A 22,464-nucleotide genomic window follows, 5' to 3' on the forward strand; every position below is an offset into this window, starting at 1 on the left:
AGCAACAGCAGGGCTAGTCCGGTCCACAGCACGGCGTCGTCGATCACGGCGATGCGCAGGGCGATCTGGGTGAGCGGGCGGTGCAGCGGGCCGAGTTCGCGGATGATGCCGATCAGCACGGGCAGTGCGCTGACCGCGATGCACAGGCCGATCGCGAGCGAGCCCATCCATGCGCCCCCCTTCGATGCCTGCCAGCCCGGCAAGCCGGTGAAGTAGTAATGCGCCGCCAGCGTGCCGGCGACGAAGGGCAGCAGCAGCGCCATGCCGGCGCTGGCGATGAAGCGCAGCGCCTGCGCACGCGGCAGCGGCGCGGCATTGGGCGCGCTGGGAAGATGCGCGGATTCGCGGGTTTCCAGGCCGGCGGTGAAGGCGAGCAGCAGCACGCCGAGGAAGCCGATCTGGTCGCCGAGCTTCGACGGCACGCCCCAGTCCGCGGGCAGCACGCCGGTGGCCGCCAGCAGCAGGCCGATGATGATAGGGATGACGGCGATCGGGATCGAGCGCGCCAGCAGCCGCCACGTAGCCCAGGCCAGGCCGATGAAGATCAGGGCGTCGAGGGCGAGAGCGGTAAGGTCGGCCATGGCGGCGATGTTAGCCGCGCTCCGCGCGCGCTGTCGCCGGGTACTGGCGGGCGTAACGACGCGGTGGCAGGCCGGTGTGGCGATGGAACGCCATGCTGAAGGTGCTCACCGAGCGGTAGCCCACGTGTTCGGCCGCCTCGGCCACGCTGGCGTGGCCCTCACGCAGCAACGCGCGGGCCAGCGCCATCCGCCATGCGAGCAGGTAAGTCATCGGTGCCACGCCCAGCGCACGGCTGAATCGTTCGAAGTAGGCAGATCGCGACAACGCGGCACGCTGTGCCAACTGCTCGACGGTCCACGCATGGGCCGGACGTGCGTGCAGCTCGCGCAGCGACGGTGCCAGGCGCGCATCGGCCAGGCCACGCAGGAGGCCCGGAGGAGCGGACGCACCCGGCGTGGCGCGCAGGGATTCGACCAGCAGCAGATCCACCAGTCGCGACAGCACCACGGCGCGCCCCGGCCAGTCGTGGTCCGCTTCATCGCTCAACAGGGTCACGACGTTCGACAGCCGCGGTACGCCGCGCACGTGCACCAGGGTGGGCAGCAGCGAGGCGAGCAGCGCAGGCTCATGCGATTCGAAGCAGAACCAGCCGCCCAGCAATCGCACATCCGGCGGACCGTCCTGGCGGCCATGGCGGACGTCGCGGTCGGGCAGTGGATCGCGGGTGGGATCGATATGGGCGGGCAGCTGCGTTTGGCCATCGGAGAGCAGGAAGCCCGGTGTGGCCGGCAGTAGCACGAAATCGCCGGCTTGCAGCGTGATCGGCTCTTCGCCGTCGACCGCCAGCACGCACCGGCCCTGCTGGACGATGCAGAAGCTGGGCTCGCCGAAGGTGGCGTAGCGCACGGCCCAGCGGCCGGCGGCGCTGATGCCCTTGGAGAATGCCGCGTGGGGCCGCAGCAGGCGGACGATGTCGGAGAGGGGGTCGGACATCCGGACGATCCGAGAAGAATGGTGGACGGAATGTAATGGAGCGTCCGGGGATGCTCGCCTATCGTGGCGGCCTGTTCAACCACCCGGGACGTCACCCATGAAGACCATCCTCATCACCGGCTGCTCCTCCGGCTACGGCCTGCAGACCGCCCGCCACTTCCATGCCCAGGGCTGGCGCGTGATCGCCACCATGCGCACGCCGCGCCCCGAACTGCTGCCCAGCGACGAGCGCGTGCGCGTGCTGGCGCTGGATGTCACTGAGCCCGAAAGCATCGCCATCGCCCTTGAGGCGGCAGGCCCGCTGGACGTGCTGGTCAACAACGCGGGGTTGGGACTGTTCGGCGCGTTCGAGGCGACGCCGATGTCGACCGTGCGCGAGATCTTCGAGACCAACRCGTTCGGCACGATGGCGATGGTGCAGGCGGTGATTCCTGCGTTCCGGGCGCGGCGCGCTGGCACCATCGTCAACGTCACGTCCAGCGCCACCCTGGCGCCGATGCCGCTGGTGGCCGCCTACACCGCAAGCAAGACGGCGATCGAAGGATTCACGGCATCGCTCGCGCACGAGCTGGGCGCGTTCGATGTGGCGGTGCGCCTGGTAGAACCCGGCTATGCACCCACTACGCGCTTCGCGGCGAACGGCGAGGAGCGCATGCGCGGGTTGGTGCCCGAAGCGTATGGACGTTATGCGCAGGACGTATTCGCGGGCTTCACCGATGCCAGTGCCTTCACCCTGGAAACCGATGTCGCGCAGGCGGTCTGGGCCGCGGTCCATGACGCCAGCGGGCACCTGCGCTTCCCCGCAGGCGCGGATGCCGTGGCGCTGGCGGCCGCGCGCTGAGCGTGTGCCTCAGATTCCGTAATCCGGCAACGTCGCTTCGTCGTGAAAGTAGCGCCCCATCAGGAGCGTGGGGAAGACGGGCAGCCGCATCAGCAGCGTCGCGTAGTCGCGAAGGCGCACACCCAGGGCCGTCTTCAGCACGCTGGACGGATACCCGCCACGGGTACGCCCGGCGGCATCCACCATGCGCAACGCGTCGGCAACGTGCTGTTGCTCCAGCAGTGCGGGCAGCAAACCCATCTTTTCCAGCGCGTCGTAGCCGATGCCCCAGAGGTTGATGACGAACCCGCCGCTGCGCAGCCGGGGCGCACGCTCCACCAGCGTCACATCATGGCCGAGCCTGTGCAGCCAGTAGGCGAGGGCGGTGCCCCCGATACCCGCTCCGTTGATGACGACTTTCATCGACACGTCTACCCGTAGGTCGAATCCACACGCAACCAGTATCGGACATGCCCGCAGGGTGTCGCGGTGGCGCCACCGAACGACAAGCACATACAGCAACGTGGAGACGGCGTGAGGAGCTCTGAAAGGACGCTTACGTCCTGCGCGTCGTTGAATCCGCTTCGACCACTCTTGCGTAACGCACGTGCCTACAGTCGGTAGGCGTCATTTGCTCTGATGGGAGAGGGACATGCAGATCAAACTTCTTGGCGCTGCCTTGCTGATGGCGGCAGCGCCGGCGTTCGCAACGGGTCCCGAGCAGGGAAAATTCTCGATGTCGGTGCTCGGTGGCGTCGACATCCCGGTCAGCGGCGACGTCCACACCGGCGCTGTGGCGCCAGTGCCGGATCTCGGCCCGTTGAATCCCGCACTGGCAGGCGTCAGCGCGGAGTTGCGCATCCGCTCCCGCAGCCACGATCAGATCTACGGCAACGCCACTTCCTGGGGTCTGGAAGCGGGCTATGGACTGAGTGACCGCAGCGAAGTATTCCTCCAGGCCAGGGAGACCAGCGCCGATGATGGTCGCGTGCGCGTCGGTGCCGCCTATGTGCCGGCGCTCGATACCGAGCTGGACGTCTTCGGCAGGTTCTCGGGCTATGACGCGTACACGTGGGAGGTGGGCTACCGGCACTTCTTTGGCGACGGTCGCCGGGTCAGGCCGTTCATCGCGGCGCGAGTCGGCGCGACTGAAACCGACGACATCCGGGCCACCTTCGAGATTCCCGATGCTGCGATCACGATTCCGAACGCGCCGTTCTACGAGAAGGACTGGGTGCTGAGCGGCGGACTCGAAGCCGGTGCGCAGATCTCGTTCACCGAACGCTTCAGCATGACGCTCGCCGCAGGGGTGAACTACATCGGCGATCTTTCCGACGACGATTCCGCGATCGCCGGACTCGGTCTGGCATCCATCAACGACACCGGCAGCCGCGTCTCGGTGCCGCTTTCCATCACTGGCCGGTGGGACTTCTGACGCTCGACGTCAGCAGCTAGGCTCAGGCTATGGGGTTTAGTGCGCTTTCCAGGGAAGGCTATGCCAGGAGCCGAAGCCCAACGTCGTCAACGGGTGACGCAATGGAGTTCCAACAGGCGGTCACCTCCGTTGAACCAGACCGATGTCCGCTTCGCGGACATCGGCTCGCCCTTGACTACCCAGCGAGTGTCGCAAGAAGAAGCCCCGCTTTAGCGGGGCTTCTTCGTCATCCAAGGCGCCTCGCTCAGGCGTCCACTTCGTCCTTGTACGCATCCACCGGGATGCAGGCGCACATGACGTTCTTGTCGCCGTAGACGTTGTCCACGCGCGCGACCGGCGGCCAGTACTTCTGCTGCTTGAGCGTGGCCAGCGGGAACGCGGCCAGTTCGCGCGGATAGGCGTGGGTCCATTCGCTGGCCATCACCATCGTGGCGGTGTGCGGCGCGTTTTTGAGCGGGTTGTCCTCGCGGTCCAGGCGGCCGTCCTCGATCGCGCGGATCTCCTCGCGGATCTCGATCATCGCGTCGATGAAGCGGTCCAGTTCGTGCTGCGACTCGCTTTCGGTCGGCTCGACCATCAGCGTGCCGGCGACCGGGAAGCTCAGCGTGGGCGCGTGGAAGCCGAAGTCGATCAGGCGCTTGGCGACGTCCTCGGCGCTGATGCCGGTGGCGTCCTTGAGCGGGCGCAGGTCGAGGATGCACTCGTGCGCGACCAGGCCATTGCGGCCCGTGTAGAGCGTCTCGTAGTGCGATTCGAGCCGCTTGGCGACGTAGTTGGCGTTGAGCAGCGCCACCTGCGTGGCTTTGCGCAGCCCGGCCGCGCCCATCAGCGTGATGTACATCCAGCTGATCGGCAGGATGCTGGCGCTGCCGAAGCTGGCCGCGCTGACCATGCCGACGTCGCCTTCGCCGCCCAGCTTTTTCGGCAGGTAGGGGGCGAGGTGCGCCTTCACGGCGCAGGGGCCCACGCCGGGGCCACCGCCGCCGTGCGGAATGCAGAACGTCTTGTGGAGGTTGAGGTGCGACACGTCCGAGCCCCACTTGCCGGGCTTGGCCACGCCGACGAGGGCATTCATGTTGGCGCCGTCGGTGTACACCTGGCCGCCGTGCTGGTGGACGATGTCGCAGATGGCGACCACGTCTTCCTCGAACACGCCGTGCGTGGACGGGTAGGTGATCATGATCGCGGCCAGGCGCTCGCTGTACTTCTCGGCGGCGCGGCGGATGTCCTCCACGTCGACGTTGCCGTTGGCATCGCACTTGGTGACCACCACGGTCATGCCGCACATCTGCGCGCTGGCCGGGTTGGTGCCGTGCGCGGATTCGGGGATCAGGCAGATGTCGCGATGCGCTTCGCCGCGCGCGCGGTGGTAGGCGCGGATGGCGAGCAGGCCGGCGTACTCGCCCTGCGCACCGGAATTCGGCTGCAGGCTGACGGCGTCGTAGCCCGTGCATTCGACCAGCATGGCTTCCAGCTCGTCGATCAGCTGGGTGTAGCCCGCGGCCTGCTYGGCCGGTGCCAGCGGATGGATATTGCCGAACTCCGGCCACGTCACCGGGATCATCTCGGCGGTGGCGTTGAGCTTCATGGTGCAGCTGCCCAGCGGGATCATGGTGCGGTCCAGGGCCAGGTCCTTGTCGGACAGCGCGCGCATGTAGCGCAGCAGTTCGTGTTCGCTGTGGTGCGTGTTGAACACCGGGTGGGTCAGGAACGCGCTGGTGCGGCGCAGGGCGGCCGGGATCAGCGACGGGGCGCTGGCGTCCAGCGCGTCGACCGACGGCAGCGTGGGGCCTTCAGCGGCGAACACGCCCCACAGCGCGTCGATGTCGGCGCGGGTGGTGGTTTCGTCCAGCGAGATGCACAGCGAACCGTTGCCGCGCACGCGCAGATTCAGGCGGGCGGCCTTGGCACGCGCCAGGATCGCGTCGCGGGCATCGCCCGGTTCGATGCACAGCGTGTCGAACGCGCTGGCATGCACGGCGGGATAGCCCAGCGTGCGCAGGCCCTCGGCGAGGATGGCGGTGAGGCGGGCGACGCGGCCGGCGATGCGCGCCAGGCCTTCCGGGCCATGGTAGACGGCGTACATGCTGGCCAYCACGGCCRGCAGCACCTGCGCGGTGCAGATGTTGSWMGTSGCCTTCTCSCGGCGGATGTGCTGCTCGCGCGTCTGCAGGGTGAGGCGATAAGCCGGCTTGCCTTCGGCATCGACCGACACGCCGATCAGGCGGCCCGGCATGCTGCGCTTGTAGGCGTCGCGGCAGGCCATGAACGCGGCGTGCGGGCCACCGAAGCCGAACGGCACGCCGAAGCGCTGCGAGTTGCCGATGACGATGTCGGCGCCCATCTCGCCCGGCGGCTTGAGCAGGGTCAATGCCAGCAGGTCGGTGGCGACGACGAAGAGCGCGTTGTGCGCATGGATGGCGTCGGCGTCCTTCGACCACTCCTCGACCCAGCCGCTCGAGGCGGGGTACTGCGCGAGCACGCCGAAGTAGTCGCCGGCGGCGAGCTTCTCGTGGAAGGCGTCGGTGGAGCGCACCACGTCGACGGTGATGCCCAGTGGTTCGGCGCGCGTGGCCAGCACTTCCAGCGTCTGCGGATGGGTGTCGCCTGCGACCAGGAAGGTGTTCGACTTCGACTTGGCCGAGCGCTTGGCCAGTGTCATCGCCTCGGCGGCGGCGGTCGCCTCGTCCAGCAGCGAGGCGCTGGCGATTTCCATGCCGGTCAGGTCGGTGACCATGGTCTGGAAATTGATCAGCGCTTCCATGCGGCCCTGCGAGATCTCCGCCTGGTAAGGCGTGTAGGCGGTGTACCAGGCCGGGTTCTCGAGGATGTTGCGCAGGATGACCTTCGGCGTATGGGTGCCGTAGTAGCCCTGGCCGATGAAGCTACGGAAGACCTGGTTGCGGTCGGCCACGGCGCGGATCTTGGCCAGCGCTTCCTCCTCGTTGATCGGCGCCGGCAGCGCCAGCGGCTGCGCCGATTTGATGCTGCCCGGCACGATGGCGTCGGTCATTGCGTCCAGCGAATCGTGGCCGACCACGCGAAGCATGTGCGCGATCTCGGCGTCGTTGGGGCCGATGTGGCGTTCGAGGAACGCGCCGTGGTGTTCCAGCTCGCGCAGGGAGGGGGTGTTCGACATGGCAGGCATCCGGAAGGGCGAATAGGGCCAGCGTGCGGAAGCCGCACGTGGGGTGCCCCTCTGTCCTTTTGCCTGAGAGTTTGGAAGCGCGCCGACGAGGAGGTCGCGTGCTTCGTGCCCCTTCGGCGCCGGTGCGGCCACGAGGGCGACCGGTCTCTCCAGAGTGTTTGCAGCAGCGGTGGTATCGGGCCTGAGCGATTACGGGCGTTTGCGCCTTCGGCAGCACGTCGCGGGCGACGGGCTTCTCCCACCTGGTCTTGCCGGCGGATTATAGCCCGTCGGGGCGGGCCACCGGCGGTTTGGGCTTACCATGTGCAGCCCGGCGCGGCCTGTTCATGCAGCCGTGCYGTGACTGTCCGGAGTTCCCCCGCAATGAGTGCCCCCCACGCCATCTCCAACCGCCGTCTGGCCCTGCTGCTGGGCGGGCTGGCGATGTTCGGCCCGTTTTCCATCGACACCATCTTCCCCGCGTTCCCGGCGATGGGCGCGCACCTGGGCGCGGACAAGGTGGCGATGCAGCAGACCATCAGTGTCTACCTGCTGACCTATGCGCTGATGAGCCTGGTGCACGGCCCGCTGTCGGACACGTTCGGTCGCCGGCGCGTCATCCTTGGCGGGCTGTGCGTGTTCCTGCTGGCGTCGGTGGGCTGCGCGCTGGCCACCGACATGGGCACGCTGCTGCTGTTCCGGGCCGTGCAGGGCCTGTCGGCCGGCGTCGGCTTCATCGTCGGCCGTGCGGTCATCCGCGATGCGCGCGATGGCGACGATGCGCAACGCCTGATGAGCCAGGTGTCGATGATCTTCGGCATCGCACCGGCGATCGCGCCGATCGTGGGGGGCTGGATCCTCGGCTGGAGCGCCTGGCCGATGATCTTCTGGTTTCTGGCCGGCTTCTCCCTGCTGCTGATCGTGGCCGTGGTGGGGTGGCTGCCGGAGACGCATCCGCCGCAGGCCCGCCTCAAGGTGTCCCCGCGCATCCTGCTGCGCGACTACGTGGGCATCGCGCGCAATCCGCGCTTCCTGCGGCTGGCCGCGGCGGGTTCGCTGAGCTTCGGGGGGCTGTTCCTGTACATCGCCTCGGCGCCTGCGTTCGTGATGGACCTGCTGCACCTGGACGAACAGCAGTTCGCGTGGCTGTTCCTGCCTACCATCGGCGGCATGGTGCTGGGTGCGTTCCTGTCGGGTCGCGCCGCCGGGCGCATCGAAGGCACGCGACTGGTGAAGATCGGCTATGCCTGCATGGCCCTGGCGATGGTGGCGAACGTGGGCTACAACGCCTGGGCGGGCGCGGACATCCGCGTGCCGTGGGCGGTACTGCCGATGATGCTGGCGGCGCTGGGCGTGGCGCTGGTCTTCCCGATCCTGACGCTGGCCATCCTCGACATGTATCCGCGCCAGCGCGGTGCGGCGTCGTCGCTGCAGGCCTTCAGCAACCTGATCGTCAATGCCGTCATCGCCGGCGTGCTGTCACCGCTGCTGAGCCATCATGGCCTGCACCTGGCGCTCGGGATGGCTGGCTTCGTGCTGCTGGGCTGGCTGATGTGGYAGTGGGAAGCCCATGCCCACCGGCGCCGACTGGCCTGCCCGCCCAACGCGGCAGCGCTGGAACCCACCGATCAACTCTGACGTCCTGCGAGAACTTCCATGTCCATCCAGTCCAAGGCCCGCCGCGAGGCGAAGAAGCGCAAGGCGACCAAGGCGCACCACCAGGCGCGCGCGAATGCACCGGCCATCGAGCCGCATGCGGAACTGCGCAATCCCGAGGGCGAGCTGCTGGCCGGCGTGGTGCGCCAGGCCGGCGTATGGGTGCTGGGGCTCGACGGCCGCATCGCCGGCAGTTCCGACAGCGCGGCCGAAGTACTGGCGATGATCAAGCAGGCCGCCGCCCTGCACGAGGCACAGGGCCAGCCGGTGCGGCTGGTCTACTCGGACGAACTGCGCGACACCGCTGTGATCGAGGCGGCCGCGCAGGGGCTGACGCTGGAGCAGTTCGAAGCACAGCTCGCCGAGCAGATGAAGGCCAGCAAGCCGGACGCGGCGCCGGACGTGAATTGAGTCGCCTGTGTCCCCTGTAGGAGCGACGTGAGTCGCGACTGGCCGGCGTCGAAGTCCGCGATGGCCCGAACCGTGCGATCGCGACTTACGTCGCTCCCACAGACGACATCCGGCGACGCAACCACGCCAGCCATCCTGCCACGATCAGCGCCGGCAACCACACCCAGCGCAGTTCCGACAGCAAGACGTCGATGCCGCGTGCGCTGAAGAACCGGTTGGCAAACGGCGACACGTCGATCATCCGCCACGGCGCGAAATGACGCGCATCGGACCACGGCCAGAACAGCGCTACGCCGAGGCCGCCGTCCGTGAACATGTCCAGCAACGGATGCGAGGCGGCAGACAGTGCGATGAACAGGAACGTCGTGCGTGCAGGCGCCCCGAACCACCGCGCACCGCACGCAGCGATCATGCCGCACAGCGACGCGAACATGAGGGAATGGCTGGCGCCGCGGTGGCCGAGGGCGTGCGCGTAATCGATGCCGAGCTTGAACGCGACGACGTCGGCATCGGGCAGCACGGCCGCCAGCATGCCGGCGGCGATCAGGCGGGGCGGGAGGCGTGCGGTGCCCACGGCGGCGCCGGCGGCCAGCGGAAGCAGGGCGTGGGTGAAGATGGTGGGCATGGCGCGCGACGTGGAAGCGATGGACGGCAGCCTCGTGCGGCAGGGTGAGCCGGTGATGAAGTCCAGGTGTGCGAAAAGAAAAGGCCGGCTATGGCCGGCCTTTTCTTGATGTCACGGGCGGGGTCAGCGTTCCTGCCGGATCGGCCTGAAAGCGGGCGCGGGTCGCTGGCGCGCGGGCGTCGTCGGTGCCGGCGGCGGCGGCGTCTGCGTGACGGGCGCGACGCGGGCGCCCTGGCCCTGCGCGATGGCCGTCGACGAACGCACCAACGGCTGCGAACTGTTCTCGCGCACGGGATCGGCCGCGATCCACTGCTTGATCTGCGGGAAGATCAAGTCGAGGCGGGAATAGAAGTCGCGGTTCTGCGAGTTGCTGAGGTTGCCGGCGTTCGCGCACGTCGCCCAGCCGCCGTACAGACCACCGCGGAGGCGATACGAGTTGTCGCTGTAGCGGGTGAAGATGCCCGAGCCACTGCTTCCGCCCTCCGTCGTGCCTTCCAGCCAGCCGGCGGCAAACCGTTCCGGATAGGGACTGCCCGTCATCGACTTGCCGAGCGAGACCTTCTTGGCATCGCCGGCGGGGTGGTGGATAGCGACCACGTCCGCGTTCAACGCGACCGGGCTGGCATCCCAGCCGGCGAATGTCGCGCTTGCGGGTGCCGCATTCTTGAGGCGAAGCAGCAGGGCGTCGCTCGCGCTGTCGACGAACAACATGTCCGCGCCGCCCGCCAGGGGATTCTGCTTGACGCCATTGGCGGTGGTGCAGCCCGTGTTCTCGTAACCCCAGTACGTGTTCAAGGTGTTGGCGACGGTCTGGTCTGAAATGCAGTGCGCGGCCGAATAGAAATAGGGGACCTGGGTGGACGCCGTCGTGTCATTGAGCAGCGTGCCGGTACAGATGTAGCTCTTGCCGGCCTCGACGAACACCATGTGCGCCACCGCGTTCTTGGCCTGCACGTACGCGGGACCCAGCTGATCGACGCGACAGACGGCGTTGATGTTGCAGGTGCCCGATTCGCCCACCTTCTCGATGATCTTGAAGTCGTTGCGACTGTTGGTGACCAGGTGCGAGACCTGCGGGGCCTGCAATCGGGCCTGCGTCGCCTTGACGTGCGCGGGACGGTAGATCTCGATGATCTGCGTCTGGCCATCGGTGGCGGGCGTCCAGTACAGGCCATTTCCATCCGCGAGCGACTGCGCTTCGGCCGCGGTGACCTTGGCGATGACGCGTCCCGGCTCGTCCGAGCCTGCGAACCTCAGCTCGGCGTGCGGATGCAGCCCGCCGACCTGCAGGCCGACGCGAAGACCCAGCGCATCCGGTGATGCGACCTGCAGGCGTGCGACCGCACCCCCATTCTTCAGGGGAATCCAGCGCAGTGCGGGCGTCGTGCGCGCGATGCCCTCGGTCGACAGGTGGCGTCCGATGCCGATCTGCGTGGCCTTCACCTGCGCACGGCCGTTCTTGCGCTCCAGCTCGACGAGGCGCTCAAGGCGCATTTCCCGGTAGTCCAGCGATGTCGCACTGCGGGCGGGGAACTGCGCCCACTTCCATACCGGCGTGGCCTGCACCGGCGTACGGCTGGCTTCGCCGGCGACCTGGTCGATGCCTGCGAAGGCGGTAAGGGGCGAGGCCAGCAACAGGCCGGCCAGCAGGCCGAGCGTCGGGGCGGATTTCATGCGTCGGTCATCCTTGCGATGTCGTTTCCGGAAAGAAGGACGGGCCATGTGCGGCCCGTCCCGGTGGCGAGCTTACGATTTCGCCGGTGCCGCGGGCGCCGGTGCGGCGACCGTGGCCGGCGTCTGCCAGCCACAGGTCTGGCCTTCGTTCTGCTGCTTCAACCACTCCTGCAGCGGCGCGAAGTATTCCAGTACCGCGCCCGCATCCATCTTTTCGGTGCCGGTCAGTTCCTTCAGCGTGCCTTGCCACGGCTGGCTGGCGCCCTTTTCGAGCATCGCCCAGAACTTCTGGCCCGCCGCCTTGTTGCCGTAGAAACTGCAGTTGTAGAGCGGGCCCTTGTAGCCGGCCGCGTCGCACAGGCCCTTGTAGAACTGGAACTGCAGCACGTGCGAGAGGAAGTAGCGCGTGTAGGGCGTGTTGCCCGGCACGTGGTACTTCGCGCCCGGATCGAAGAAGTCCTCGCCGCGCGCGGTGGCCGGCGCCACGCCCTGGTACTTGGCCTTCAGTTCCCACCATGCCTTGTTGTAGTCGGCCGGCTTGATGCTGCCGTCGAATACGCCCCAGCGCCAGCGGTCGATCATCAGGCCAAAGGGCATGAACGACACCTTGGCCAGCGCCATGCGCATCTGGGCGTTGATCAGCGCTTCGTTGCTCTGCGCGGTCGCATCGACCATGCCGATGGACTTCAGGTAGTCCGGCGTCATCGCCAGCACCATCGTGTCGCCGATGGCTTCATGGAAGCCGTCGTGCGCGCCGGTCTGGAACAGCGGCGGCAGCTTGTTGTAGGCCAGGTAGTAGTACACGTGGCCGAGCTCGTGGTAGATGGTGGTGAAGTCTTCCTCGTTCGGCTTGATGCACATCTTGGTGCGCACGTCGCCGGCCATGTTCATGTCCCATGCGCTGGCGTGGCAGACCACGTCGCGGTCCATCGGCTTGATGAACTGCGTCTTCGCCCAGTAACTCTCGGGCAGCTTCGGCATGCCGAGGCTGGTGTAGAAGTCCTGCGCGCGCTCGGTCATCTGCCTGGCGACCTGCAGCTGCGCGTCGCGTTCGGCCTTGAACAGCGCATCGGTGCCGGGGCCCGGACCCGCCTTCGCGAGGGCGGCCTGGTAATCGGCCTGGTACTGCTTCTCCAGCGCGCCGGTGATGTCGAGGCTGCCGGCGCCCTTGTAGGGTTCCAGCACGTCCCACAGGTTGCCCCAGTCCTGCTGCCACATGTTGCCCATCAGGTGGGCCGGCAGCAGGCCGTTGACCTGGCCCTTCTCCACGCCGTAGGTCGCCTGCAGCTTGGTTCGGGTATAGCAGTGCAGCTGCTCGTACAGCGGCTTGACCTGGCCCCACAGGCGATCGGTCTCGGCGGCGATTTCGGCCGGGGTCATGTCGTAGCCGCTGCGCCACATTTCGCCGGCGTCGGCAAAGCCCATTTCCTTGGAACCTTCGTTCACCAGTTCGACGAAGCGGGTGTAGTCGCCGCGCATCGGCTGGGCGATGGTGTGCCAGCCCTGCCATGCGTCCAGTTGCTCGTCGTAGTCGCGGCTGCTGCGCAATACGTCTTCCAGCTCGCCCAGCTGGCGACACTTCTTCGCATCGCCTTCGCCGGTGCAGTAGGTGCCTGCGCCGTAAGTGCCTTCCATCTTCGTGGCGATCTGGGTCAGCTCGGCGRGCTTGGCTGGATCCTTGGGTGCCGGCATCGCGGTGGCCAGCTTGAGCAACTGGATGGCGCGCGCCGTCTCGGGCGACATTTGCTGGCCTTCGAACTTCTTCGCCTGCTCGATCCAGCTGTTGAGCTGGGTGAGGTAGCGCTCGTTGCCCTTCGCGGCCAGCAGCTGGCTGTCATCGTTGATGTAGGTGCTGGACAGCCACTGCGCGGCGGTCAGCTCCGGATACATCTTCTTGAACTCGTCGTTGACGCGCGCGATGAACTGGTCGGCGGTCTCGCCCTTCGGCGCGGCGGGTGTGGCGGCCTTGTCGCTGGCAGGCTCGTCCTTCTTGCAGGCGGCGAGCGTGGCGATGCTCACGCCGACGGCGAGGGCGAGCAGGAGGTGGCGATGCTTCACGGGGCGTCCTTCGGGGTTCGGCTGGCACGGGAACCCGAAGGGTAGTGAGACGGGCGAAGGGCGGCAAGTGCGGCGTCTGTTCCCCCGCAGGAGCGACGTCAGTCGCGAGCGCGTAGCGTCGGCGTCCAACCGCGGAGGCATAGGGTCCCCCGGGACCGGAAGGCGTAAGGTCTGACGTCGCTCCAACAGAGGGGGGGCTCAGAGGTGGGGCAATCCGCGATGTTTCAGGAAGGCGCGGGCGTCATCCGCATCCTGCTCGAACCACGCCCGTGTCGAGCCCAGCCTGTAGGTGTATCCCCACGCATCCATGTCGGCCATCAGGCGCGCGCGCCCCACGCCGGGCAGCGCGTCGGCCAGGATGATCTGCAGGCAGCAGGTGGCGTCCTCTTCGATCACCGAATCGGTGGCGTCGGTATGCACCTGCGCGCGGCGCTCGTCCGGCAGCACGATCAGGTGGCAGGCTTCGTGCAGCATCGAGTGCACGGGCGTATCGCCGCGCACGTAGACGTTGTGGGCAATGACGCCGGCCTCGGGTTCGCCCCAGAAGCTGCCGGGGATCGGTGCGCCATCGTCGACGACATGGAGCGACAGGCCATGGGACGCAAGCAGCGCATCGGCAGCGCCGGGCGGCAGCTCGCGCACCCGCATCACACCGGCGTTCCCATCGATGGCAGCAGTGTCGTCGGGCGTCATGCGTAGAGCGGAGCTTGCTCCGCTGCCTTTCGTTCCGGACCTGACAATAGCGAGCGGAGCAGGCTCCACCCGACCAAGCCGGTCTCGTCAGGTATTGCCTTCGGGCAACGCGACCGAGATATCCAGCACATCGTGGTCGCCATCCTTGATCAGGTCGACCTTCACCGCATCGACGTCGACGTTGACGTATTTCTTGATCACTTCCAGCAGTTCGCGGCGGAGCAGCGRCAGGTAATCCGGAGCGCCGCGCGAATTGCGTTCCTGCGCGATGATGATCTGCAGGCGGTTCTTCGCGGTCTCGGCGGTGTTCTTCTTCGCCTTGAGGAAATCGAACAGGCCCATGCTCAACCTCCGAACAGCTTGCTGAAGAAACCCTTCTTCTCCAGGGTGATGAAACGCATCGGGCGGTCTTCGCCCAGCAGGCGGCCGACGGTGTCGTCATAGGCCTGGCCGGCCGGCGATTCCAAGTCGAGGATGACCGGTTCGCCCTTGTTGGACGCGTTGAGCACGTCGCCGGATTCGGGGATCACGCCCAGGGTCTTGAGGCCCAGCACGTCTTCCACGTCCTTGATGCTGAGCATCTCGCCGCCTTCCACCCGCGCCGGGTTGTAGCGCGTCAGCAGCAGGTTGGCCTTCAGCGGCTCGCCGTTTTCAGCGCGGCGGGTCTTGGAGTCCAGCAGGCCGAGGATGCGGTCGGAGTCGCGCACCGAGGACACTTCCGGATTCACGACCACGATGGCCTGGTCGGCGAAATACATGGCGAGGAATGCGCCCTTCTCGATGCCGGCGGGCGAGTCGCAGACGACGTAGTCGAAGCCGTCGTCGGACAGGTCCTTCAGCACCTTTTCCACGCCTTCCTTGGTCAGCGCATCCTTGTCGCGCGTCTGCGAGGCGGCCAGCACGTACAGCGTCTCGAAGCGCTTGTCCTTGATGAGGGCCTGCTTCAGCGTGGCCTCGCCCTGTGTGACGTTGACGAAGTCGTACACCACGCGGCGCTCGCAGCCCATGATGAGGTCGAGGTTGCGCAGGCCGACGTCGAAGTCGATGACCGCGACCTTCTTGCCGCGGCGCGCGAGCCCGCACGCGATGCTGGCGCTGGTGGTGGTCTTGCCGACGCCGCCCTTGCCGGACGTGACTACGATGATTTCAGCCAACGGTGTTCTCCTTGGTCGTTCTTATGTTCGGTTGGCGCCGCGCTCAGTCCTGCGCGGCGATCTTGAGTTGGTCCTGGTCCAGCCAGATCTGCACGGCCTTGCCGCGCAGTTCCTTGGGTACTTCCTCCATCACCTTGTAGTGGCCGGCGACGGCGACCAGTTCGGCATGGAATTCACGGCAGAAGATGCGGGCGTCGGCATTGCCGCGCGCCCCGGCGAGCGCACGGCCGCGCAACGCGCCATAGATGTGGATGGAACCGTCGGAAATGACCTCCGCGCCGGCGCCCACCGTGCTGAGGACGGTCAGGTCGCGGTTCTCGGCATACAGCTGCTGGCCCGAACGCACGGGCGTCTTCTGCACCAGGCCGGGTTTGCTTTCCGCGGCCTTGGCGGGCGCGGGCGCCTTCTCCGGGACGGGCTCGGGCGCAGGGCGCGCGGGCGTCGTCGGCGCCTGCGTGCCTCCCACGGGCTCGTACTGCGCGCGGAACTTGGCGAGGAGGGGGAGGCCGAGGTGTTCGGCGAGCGTCTCGGTCTCGCGGGTGCCGTAGGCCAGCGCCACCGGCAGCACGCCGGCGCCGCGCAGGCCGTCGATCAGGGCCCGCGCGGTGTCGACGTCCGGCAGCCGGGTCAGGCCTCCGAAATCGACGATCACCGCCGCACGCCCGAACAGCTTGGGCGCGCGTTCGACGCGTTCGCGCATCTCGCGGATCAACTGGTCGACGTCGAGGGTGCGGATGCGGAGGTTGGCGATGCCGACCTGGCCGATCTTCAGTTCGCCGGCCTGTTCGTAATCCATGGGAGCTCGCGTCACGCTCATGTGCCCGTCGGCCTCTGCGCGCTGGCGTCGGCCAGCAGGCGGGTCCGCGCCCAGGGCACGTCGGGCAGGGCGTCGCCATAGGTTTCGCGCACCCACGGGTAGCTGCAGAGTTCCTTCATCAGCATGCTCGCGCGTACCTCGGCTTCGGCCATGACGTTCTGGCCCACTTCGCGGAAGCCGAAGCTGCCGTGGAAGAGCAGGGCGGGGTCCGCGCCATGGTCGAGGAAGACTTCGCAGGCCAGCTGCGGGTAGCGCAGCTCCGCGAAACTCTGAACGTCGGCATAGAACGCGCGTCCGACGCCGCCGCCGCGACGGCGGCTGGCCACGACGATGCGGTCGATGTAGAAGAACCGGGGATAGCGCTCGCCGAACCAGGCGAAGTTGCTGCTGTCGTGGTCGGCGGCGGAGCCGAAGCCGACGAGGAAACCGGCGAGGTTGCCGTCGCGTTCGGCAACGCGGAAGTATTCGGCCGTCTCGTAGAAGCGGCGGACCTTGGCCGCATCCAGCGGCAGGATCGCCAGTCCGGCATTGTTGTTGAGGGCTAGGACGGAATCCAGCTCGTGCTCGCGCACGTCGCGGATGACAATCGACATTACCTGACTCCGAACGGGTCTTGCAGGGCGGCACGAGGCCAAGGCCGGATTATCGCATGGTGCCGCCGCGACCGGCGAGGCGCGGGTGAGCCGCGGATGAACCCGGCCGACCTTCCTTCCAACGTCGGCATGACTTTAGTTGGGACATGGGCGTGGACGATTCCGCCTAAGATGCCCGGATGTTGGGAAGACTCAGCCATACCCGCCTGCTGCGCGCCGCCGGGCTCTACACGTGGGCCCTGGTGGGGATTCCCATCATCCTGAATGTGTGGGTGTTGCCGCCGTCCAGCGGCACGGACGGGCAGGGAGTGAACCTCCCGCTGACCGCCCTGTGCTACTTCACGTTCGGCGCCATCTATTGGGTGGCCACCCGTGCACTGGATGGGCAGCGCGACGCGGTGCCGGTCGCCTGGAACGTGCCGCTTGCGATGGTGCTGACGGCGACCGCGATCGGCGTGGGGTTCTATACCCAGACCGGCTTGGGCGCGGTGCTGCTGCTGATCATGGCGGGGGTGCTGCCTTGGCTGCTGGAGCTGCGTTTCGCGGTCGCATGGCTGCTGGCTGCGCATGTCCTGCTGGTGCCGTCGTTCATGGCGCGCGACGACTTCAATTTCTGGGAGGCGTTGTTCCAGTCCATGTTCTACGTGGGGTTTTCGGCCTTCGTGCTGATCACCACCTACGTGGCGCGCCAGCAGGCGCAGGCACGCGAGGACCAGCGCCGGCTCAATGCCGAACTGCGGGCCACCCGCGTGCTGCTCGCCGAGAGTGCCCGCGTCAACGAACGCACCCGCATCTCCCGGGAACTCCACGACCTGCTGGGCCATCACCTGACCGCGCTCAGCCTGAACCTGGAAGTCGCCGGCCACATGACCGAGGGGCGCGCGCAGGAGCACGTGAAGCAGGCGCATACCCTGGCGCGGCTGTTGCTGACGGACGTCCGCGAAGCCGTCAGCCAGCTGCGCGACAGCGGGGCGATCGACCTCGGGGCGGCGCTGGTGCCGCTGGCCGAAAAGGTGCCCTCCCTCGACATCCGCATGGATATCGAAGAACCGCTGACCCTGGAGGATCCGCACCGCGCCCACGTGCTGCTGCGGTGTACCCAGGAAATCATCACCAACGCCGTCCGCCACGCCGGCGCCCAGCACCTGTGGCTGCACTGCCGGCGCGAGGGTGCCAACATCCTGATCGATGCCCGCGACGACGGTGCGGGCAGTCCCCGGGTGGTGGCGGGCAATGGCCTGACCGGCATGCGCGAGCGCCTGGCCCAGTACGGCGGCATGTTGCGCATCGAAACCCAGCCGGGCAGGGGTTTCTGCCTGCACATCGCCTTGCCCGCCAGCGAGGCGGCCCCGGCGCTCGACGCCCCTTCCGCTTCCCCACCCGAACCCATACCCGAGCTCAGCTCCGGAGGAACCCCGTGATCCGTGTCTGTCTGGTCGACGATCAAACCCTGGTGCGCCAGGGCATCCGCTCCCTGCTGGCGCTGGACGACGGCATCGAGGTCGTGGCCGAGGCGGCGGATGGCAAGCAGGCCATCGAGGTCGTTCCGCAGGCCAAGCCCGACGTGGTGCTGATGGACATGCGCATGCCGGTGATGTCGGGCCTGGAAGCCCTGCAGGCGCTGGCACGCACGGGCCAGCTGCCGCCCACCATCATCCTGACCACGTTCGACGACGACCAACTGGTCCTCGCCGGGCTGAAGGCAGGCGCCAAGGGATACCTGCTGAAGGATGTCTCGCTCGAGCAACTGGTCGGCGCCATCCGCACCGTGGCCGATGGCGGCTCGCTGGTGCAACCGGCGGTCACCCAGCGCCTGCTGTCGGGGCTGGAACACATGCGCAACGAGTTCGTCAGCCTGGATCGGCCCGATCCGCTGACGGATCGCGAGACCGAGATCCTGCGGCTGATGGCCAGCGGCTTCTCCAACAAGGAAATAGCCAACTCGCTGGGCGTGGCCGAGGGCACCATCAAGAACCACGTGTCCAACATCCTGTCCAAACTGGGCGTACGCGACCGGACGCGGGCCGTGCTGAAGGCCTTCGAACTGCAGCTCGTCTGAGCCCCGGCCGGGCCCTGCGGACATCCCGTCGGCTCCGCGGGAAGATGAAGGGTCCGGCCGACCGGTCCTGCCAACGATTGAACGGCCGGAACGCCCGTCGCTGCAGCGCAACAGCGCTTCGCGTGAGGGGACGACATGCGCCCGCGTACGTGCCCGGAACGGGGCGGCCAACCGGTGTCAGATGGGCTGCGCGAAGCCCTGCAACCCTGCTAGGATGCGCGGTGCATTTTTTTCACGGCCGAGGCACCGGCCCCCGGAGACTCCTGAATGACCCGTTTGATCGAGTTCGTGATTGCGTTGGCGCTGGTTCTGGCGCTGTTTCTGGTGATCGGCCTGATCCTGCCTTCCAAGCGCCAGCTTGAGGAAAGCGTCGAGACCAACCGTCGCATGACCATCGTGTTCGACACGCTGAACAACGTGCGCCGACTGAAGGACTGGAACCCGCTGATCCCGAGCGCGGCCAACGAACTGAGCTACTCCGGCGGCGATAACAACACGGGCGTGGGCGCCAAGGTGGAATTCAACTCCGCCGATGCCGCCTGGGGCCAGGGCAGCTGGGAAATTGTCGAGAGCGAGCGTCCGGCGCCGACCGGTGGTCCCGGCAAGATCGCGTATTCGATCGTCGACAAGCGCATGGGCGACGACAAGCGCAGCGTCTTCACGCTGACGCCGAGCGGCAAGAACAACCGCAACGTGAAGGTCACCCAGAGCTATGAGGTCACCTACGGCTTCAACCTGCTCGGCCGCTATGCGGGCATGTACGTCAGCCGCCACGTCGGCGACGCCGTCAAGGCCGGCCTGGGCAAGCTGACCAACATGCTGGCCACCGTGCCGAACTTCGACTACCGCACCGAAGGCAGCCCGCTGACCGACCTGAAGATCGTCGACGTGCCCGCCGAGGACCTGCTGGTCGTCAACGCCGGCAACATCGACCGCACCAACGACGCCATCAAGGCCTCGATCAAGCAGAACCAGGAGTGGATCAAGCGCGTGATGGACGCCAACGGCCTGGTCGCCGCCGGTCCGCTGCGCATCATCACCACCGATTTCGGCACCGAGAAGTACGCCTTCGACATCGCGCAGCCGGTCCGCAAGGGCAGCGCCGCGCCGAAGCCGGATGCCGCCGAGAACGCCGGCCCGATTGCGCCGCCGGTGTCCGCCGCGCCGGTCGCTTCGACGGGTGAGCTGAAGGTCACCATTCCGTCCGGTGCCCCGGTCGAATACGTCCGCACCGAAGCCCGCAAGTCGGCCTTCGCCAGCTACACCGGTTACATGGCGGAGCTGGACAACCAGCGCAACGCACTGCGTGCCTGGGCGGTCACCTCGGGTCACGAAGTCGTCGACCGTCCGTACGAGGCATGGAAGTCGGGTGTCGACGGCTCGTTCGAGGCCACCGGCAAGTTCGATATCTACTGGGCCGTCAAGCAGTAAATCTTCCCGGACGACCGTCCCGGATGATCGGTTCCAGGCCAACGCGCCGCTTCATGCGGCGCGTTGCGTTTGTGGGGCCGGCGTTCCGCGACTGGCCGTCCTCCGCTGGCAGGATGCCCATCCGACTCCGGGACCCGTGAGCCGATGAACTACGATCGCCGCCAACGCAAACCTTCGTTCCTGGCCCTGTGCGGAGGGCTGCTCGCGGCGATGGCCGTGGGCTTGTCGGCCTATGCGTCGCACGGGATGGCCGCTGCGCAGGCGCAGTCCCACGCGCAGACCGCCGCACTGTTCGCGTTCGGCCACGGCCTTGCCCTTGCGGCGCTGGGCCCCAGCACGACACGGCGCATGGGCAAGGCGGCGCTCTGCCTGCTGTTGCTGGGCACACTGCTGTTCGCGGGCAGCTTGGCCGCAGGCGCACTCGGTGGCGTATCCACGCGTCTGGCGCCGGCGGGGGGCATTGCCCTGATGCTCGGCTGGGTGATCTGGGCAGTCGACGCCGTCCGTCGCTGACGCCATGCCCCGGCACGCCCGCGGCTTCGATACGGAACAGGCCTGGGACCATCTGGCCCGGCGCGACCGGCGGCTGGGCACCTGGATGAAGCGCATCGGGTACATCGCGCCGCAGCCGACGTGGAAGACGTCGTTCGATCCGGTGGATGCGCTCGCGCGCGCCATCCTGTACCAGCAGCTCAGCGGCAAGGCCGCCGCCACGATCGTGGGTCGGGTCGAGGCGGCCATCGGCAGCACACGCCTGCACCACGACACCTTGGGCAGCATCGACGACGCCGCGCTGCGCGCCTGCGGCGTGTCCGGCAACAAGACGCTGGCGCTGCGCGACCTGGCCTTGCGCGAACAGCGGGGCGAGATCCCCACGTTGCGGCAGATGTCGACGATGCACGAGGACGAGATCGTCGCGGCATTGGTGCCCGTGCGCGGCATCGGGCGCTGGACCGTGGAGATGATGCTGATGTTCCGCCTGGGTCGCCCCGATGTATTGCCGATCGACGACCTGGGCGTGCGCAAGGGCGCGCAGTTCGTCGACAGGCTGGATGCCATGCCGACGCCCAAGGAACTGTCGGCGCGGGGCGAGAAGTGGGGGCCCTACCGGACCTACGCCGCGCAGTACCTGTGGCGCATCGCGGATTTCGGTAGCGACAGCAAGGTGCCGACGAAACGTTCGCAGGACTGATGCCGCCTCACGGCCCGGGCAGATAGCGGTCCCAGAGCAGATTGCGGAACCGGTTGCCCGGATCGACCTGGTGCTTGATCGCGGCGAAGCGGCCCGCCTGCGGATACGCCCGCGCGAACTGACGGCGGGTGGCGTGCAGGCGGTAGGGCAGGTAATAGCGGCCGCCATGGTCCAGCGCGGCGTCGATCAGCGCCCGCGTCCAGCCGATGGCGCGCGCGTCCTGCCACGAGCGCTGCTTGTGGTACAGCACGAAACAGAACATGTCGCGGTCCGCCCAGCGCATCAGCGAGGTGGCATCCGTCGTCGCGTGGCGGATCGAGATGTTGAGGACCGCGTCCGCGCCACCGAGGATGGCGCGCATGCGCGCAACGAACGCGTGGAATGCCCGCACAGGGACGAAATACTCCTGCAGCAAGTAGGTGGAGACGCGACGCGTGCGCGGTTCGATCGAGGCGACATCCAGGCTGGCCTCGCAGTTGCGCATGATCACCCGAGGTTCGCTCTGCAGGCGGCGCGTCATGAAGCGTTCGCGCAGCGCGTCCCCGCCGGGCAGTTCGGTGGCCGACCAGATCAGGTTCTGCTCGCGGCTGTAATCCAGCCCCTCGGGCACCAGGCGGCGCGTGTCGGTCAATGGCAGATCGCTGCGCGACCAGGTGATGGCCAACGGTGCGTCGAAGCCGGGAGGCACCAGATCGGCGTTGTGCATGACGACATCGTCCTGGCCCAGCACGTTCGCCCGGAACCAGTCCGGATAGTCGTCCAGCGACACTGCCGCGACGCTGCGCGCGATGCGGGTGTTGCGCGCCAGGTCCAACTCCACTTCGGTGATCACGCCGAGGCCGCCGTAGCCTCCCAGCACGGCGGAGAACAGGTCGGGCTCGCGTTCGCGGGACAGTTCGCGCGTGCGTCCCTCCGCGGTGACGAGTTGCAGCGCACGCACCGTGGTGGCGATGGCGCTTTCGCCGATGTAGCGCCCATGGCAGTTCACCGAGACCGAGCCGCCCACGCTGAAATTGCTGTAGCTCTGCATGACTTTCACGGACAGGTCGTGCGGGTCGAGCAGCGCCTGCAGGCGACGCCAGCGCATGCCGGCCTGCACGCGCGCGACGCGCGCTTCCGGGTCCAGCGCCAGCAGGCGATCCATGCCGGCCAGATCGACCTGCAGCGCATCGGGCTCGCGTGTCTGGCCGCCCATGCTGAAGCG

General features: G+C 67.5%; 22 protein-coding genes and 1 riboswitch. Of the genes, 9 read left to right on the forward strand and 13 right to left on the reverse strand.

From position 1 onward, the window contains the following. Positions 1-581 (reverse strand): cation:proton antiporter domain-containing protein (locus tag AC04L7_RS00730; protein ID WP_475512372.1); only part of this gene is annotated, 581 nt, incomplete at its 3' end. A gap of 10 nt (positions 582-591) precedes the next feature. Continuing rightward, positions 592-1,515: an AraC family transcriptional regulator gene (locus tag AC04L7_RS00735; RefSeq protein WP_435997566.1), complete on the reverse strand. Its 924-nt coding sequence runs from the start codon at positions 1,513-1,515 to the stop codon at positions 592-594. A gap of 97 nt (positions 1,516-1,612) precedes the next feature. Here AC04L7_RS00735 and AC04L7_RS00740 point away from each other — a divergent pair, with 97 nt between their 5' ends. After that, the gene (locus AC04L7_RS00740) at positions 1,613-2,356 is read left to right on the forward strand and encodes an SDR family oxidoreductase (RefSeq protein ID WP_475512373.1); all 744 of its coding nucleotides are present in this window, start codon (positions 1,613-1,615) and stop codon (positions 2,354-2,356) included. Between the two features lie 9 nt (positions 2,357-2,365). Here AC04L7_RS00740 and AC04L7_RS00745 read toward each other — a convergent pair whose 3' ends face one another. Further along, positions 2,366-2,758, reverse strand: coding sequence for an NAD-binding protein (locus AC04L7_RS00745; protein WP_435997570.1), 393 nt, complete (start codon positions 2,756-2,758; stop codon positions 2,366-2,368). Positions 2,759-2,987: 229 nt separating this feature from the next. Here AC04L7_RS00745 and AC04L7_RS00750 point away from each other — a divergent pair, with 229 nt between their 5' ends. Further along, positions 2,988-3,770, forward strand: coding sequence for an autotransporter outer membrane beta-barrel domain-containing protein (locus AC04L7_RS00750; protein ID WP_475512374.1), 783 nt, complete (start codon positions 2,988-2,990; stop codon positions 3,768-3,770). A 244-nt stretch (positions 3,771-4,014) separates the two neighbouring features. Here AC04L7_RS00750 and gcvP read toward each other — a convergent pair whose 3' ends face one another. Further along, a complete protein-coding gene (gene gcvP / locus AC04L7_RS00755) occupies positions 4,015-6,918 on the reverse strand; it encodes an aminomethyl-transferring glycine dehydrogenase (RefSeq protein WP_475512375.1) in 2,904 nt (967 codons plus the stop codon). 41 nt (positions 6,919-6,959) lie between these two features. Next, positions 6,960-7,081, reverse strand: a riboswitch (glycine riboswitch). Positions 7,082-7,281: 200 nt separating this feature from the next. Here gcvP and AC04L7_RS00760 point away from each other — a divergent pair. Together AC04L7_RS00760 and AC04L7_RS00765 are read left to right on the forward strand one after the other, a co-directional pair. Continuing rightward, a complete protein-coding gene (locus AC04L7_RS00760) occupies positions 7,282-8,535 on the forward strand; it encodes a multidrug effflux MFS transporter (protein ID WP_475512376.1) in 1,254 nt (417 codons plus the stop codon). 18 nt (positions 8,536-8,553) lie between these two features. Then, the gene (locus tag AC04L7_RS00765) at positions 8,554-8,964 is read left to right on the forward strand and encodes a hypothetical protein (RefSeq protein ID WP_435997578.1); all 411 of its coding nucleotides are present in this window, start codon (positions 8,554-8,556) and stop codon (positions 8,962-8,964) included. A gap of 85 nt (positions 8,965-9,049) precedes the next feature. Here AC04L7_RS00765 and AC04L7_RS00770 read toward each other — a convergent pair whose 3' ends face one another. The 8 genes from AC04L7_RS00770 to AC04L7_RS00805 form a co-directional block, all read right to left on the reverse strand. Next, on the reverse strand, positions 9,050-9,589 hold the full coding sequence (locus tag AC04L7_RS00770; protein WP_435997580.1) for a metal-dependent hydrolase: 540 nt from the start codon (positions 9,587-9,589) through the stop codon (positions 9,050-9,052). Between the two features lie 123 nt (positions 9,590-9,712). Next, entirely contained in the window at positions 9,713-11,263 is a 1,551-nt protein-coding gene (locus AC04L7_RS00775; RefSeq protein ID WP_435997582.1) for a trypsin-like serine peptidase, read from the reverse strand. A 72-nt stretch (positions 11,264-11,335) separates the two neighbouring features. Beyond that, a complete protein-coding gene (locus AC04L7_RS00780; RefSeq protein WP_475512377.1) occupies positions 11,336-13,321 on the reverse strand; it encodes a M2 family metallopeptidase in 1,986 nt (661 codons plus the stop codon). Positions 13,322-13,519: 198 nt separating this feature from the next. Continuing rightward, entirely contained in the window at positions 13,520-13,969 is a 450-nt protein-coding gene (locus AC04L7_RS00785; RefSeq protein ID WP_436000980.1) for a hypothetical protein, read from the reverse strand. A gap of 132 nt (positions 13,970-14,101) precedes the next feature. Beyond that, the gene (minE, locus tag AC04L7_RS00790; protein ID WP_475512378.1) at positions 14,102-14,356 is read right to left on the reverse strand and encodes a cell division topological specificity factor MinE; all 255 of its coding nucleotides are present in this window, start codon (positions 14,354-14,356) and stop codon (positions 14,102-14,104) included. A 2-nt stretch (positions 14,357-14,358) separates the two neighbouring features. Further along, entirely contained in the window at positions 14,359-15,168 is an 810-nt protein-coding gene (gene minD, locus AC04L7_RS00795) for a septum site-determining protein MinD (protein ID WP_296280891.1), read from the reverse strand. A 43-nt stretch (positions 15,169-15,211) separates the two neighbouring features. Beyond that, positions 15,212-15,985 (reverse strand): septum site-determining protein MinC, encoded by a 774-nt coding sequence (minC, locus tag AC04L7_RS00800; RefSeq protein WP_296280893.1) that lies wholly within the window; start codon positions 15,983-15,985, stop codon positions 15,212-15,214. Further along, entirely contained in the window at positions 15,982-16,578 is a 597-nt protein-coding gene (locus AC04L7_RS00805) for a GNAT family N-acetyltransferase (RefSeq protein WP_296280894.1), read from the reverse strand. Before AC04L7_RS00805 ends, minC begins: the two co-directional genes overlap by 4 nt. A gap of 179 nt (positions 16,579-16,757) precedes the next feature. Between AC04L7_RS00805 and AC04L7_RS00810 the strand changes: the two genes are divergently transcribed. The 5 genes from AC04L7_RS00810 to AC04L7_RS00830 all read left to right on the forward strand — a co-directional run bounded on the left by AC04L7_RS00810 (position 16,758) and on the right by AC04L7_RS00830 (position 21,260). Further along, positions 16,758-17,999, forward strand: a complete 1,242-nt coding sequence (locus tag AC04L7_RS00810; protein ID WP_435997587.1) for a sensor histidine kinase — start codon at positions 16,758-16,760, stop codon at positions 17,997-17,999. Beyond that, positions 17,996-18,637 (forward strand): response regulator, encoded by a 642-nt coding sequence (locus AC04L7_RS00815; RefSeq protein WP_296280898.1) that lies wholly within the window; start codon positions 17,996-17,998, stop codon positions 18,635-18,637. The genes AC04L7_RS00810 and AC04L7_RS00815 overlap by 4 nt, the downstream gene beginning before the upstream one ends. 267 nt (positions 18,638-18,904) lie before the next feature. After that, the gene (locus tag AC04L7_RS00820; protein WP_299341468.1) at positions 18,905-20,068 is read left to right on the forward strand and encodes a polyketide cyclase; all 1,164 of its coding nucleotides are present in this window, start codon (positions 18,905-18,907) and stop codon (positions 20,066-20,068) included. Positions 20,069-20,212: 144 nt separating this feature from the next. Further along, entirely contained in the window at positions 20,213-20,581 is a 369-nt protein-coding gene (locus AC04L7_RS00825) for a DUF423 domain-containing protein (protein WP_296280902.1), read from the forward strand. A 4-nt stretch (positions 20,582-20,585) separates the two neighbouring features. Beyond that, entirely contained in the window at positions 20,586-21,260 is a 675-nt protein-coding gene (locus AC04L7_RS00830; RefSeq protein WP_435997591.1) for a DNA-3-methyladenine glycosylase family protein, read from the forward strand. A 7-nt stretch (positions 21,261-21,267) separates the two neighbouring features. Here the strand turns inward: AC04L7_RS00830 and AC04L7_RS00835 are convergent. After that, a partial coding sequence (locus tag AC04L7_RS00835; protein WP_475512379.1) for an FAD-binding oxidoreductase occupies positions 21,268-22,464 on the reverse strand: 1,197 nt, incomplete at its 5' end.

The sequence above is a fragment of the Pseudoxanthomonas sp. LjRoot204_2 genome, from assembly GCF_056175765.1.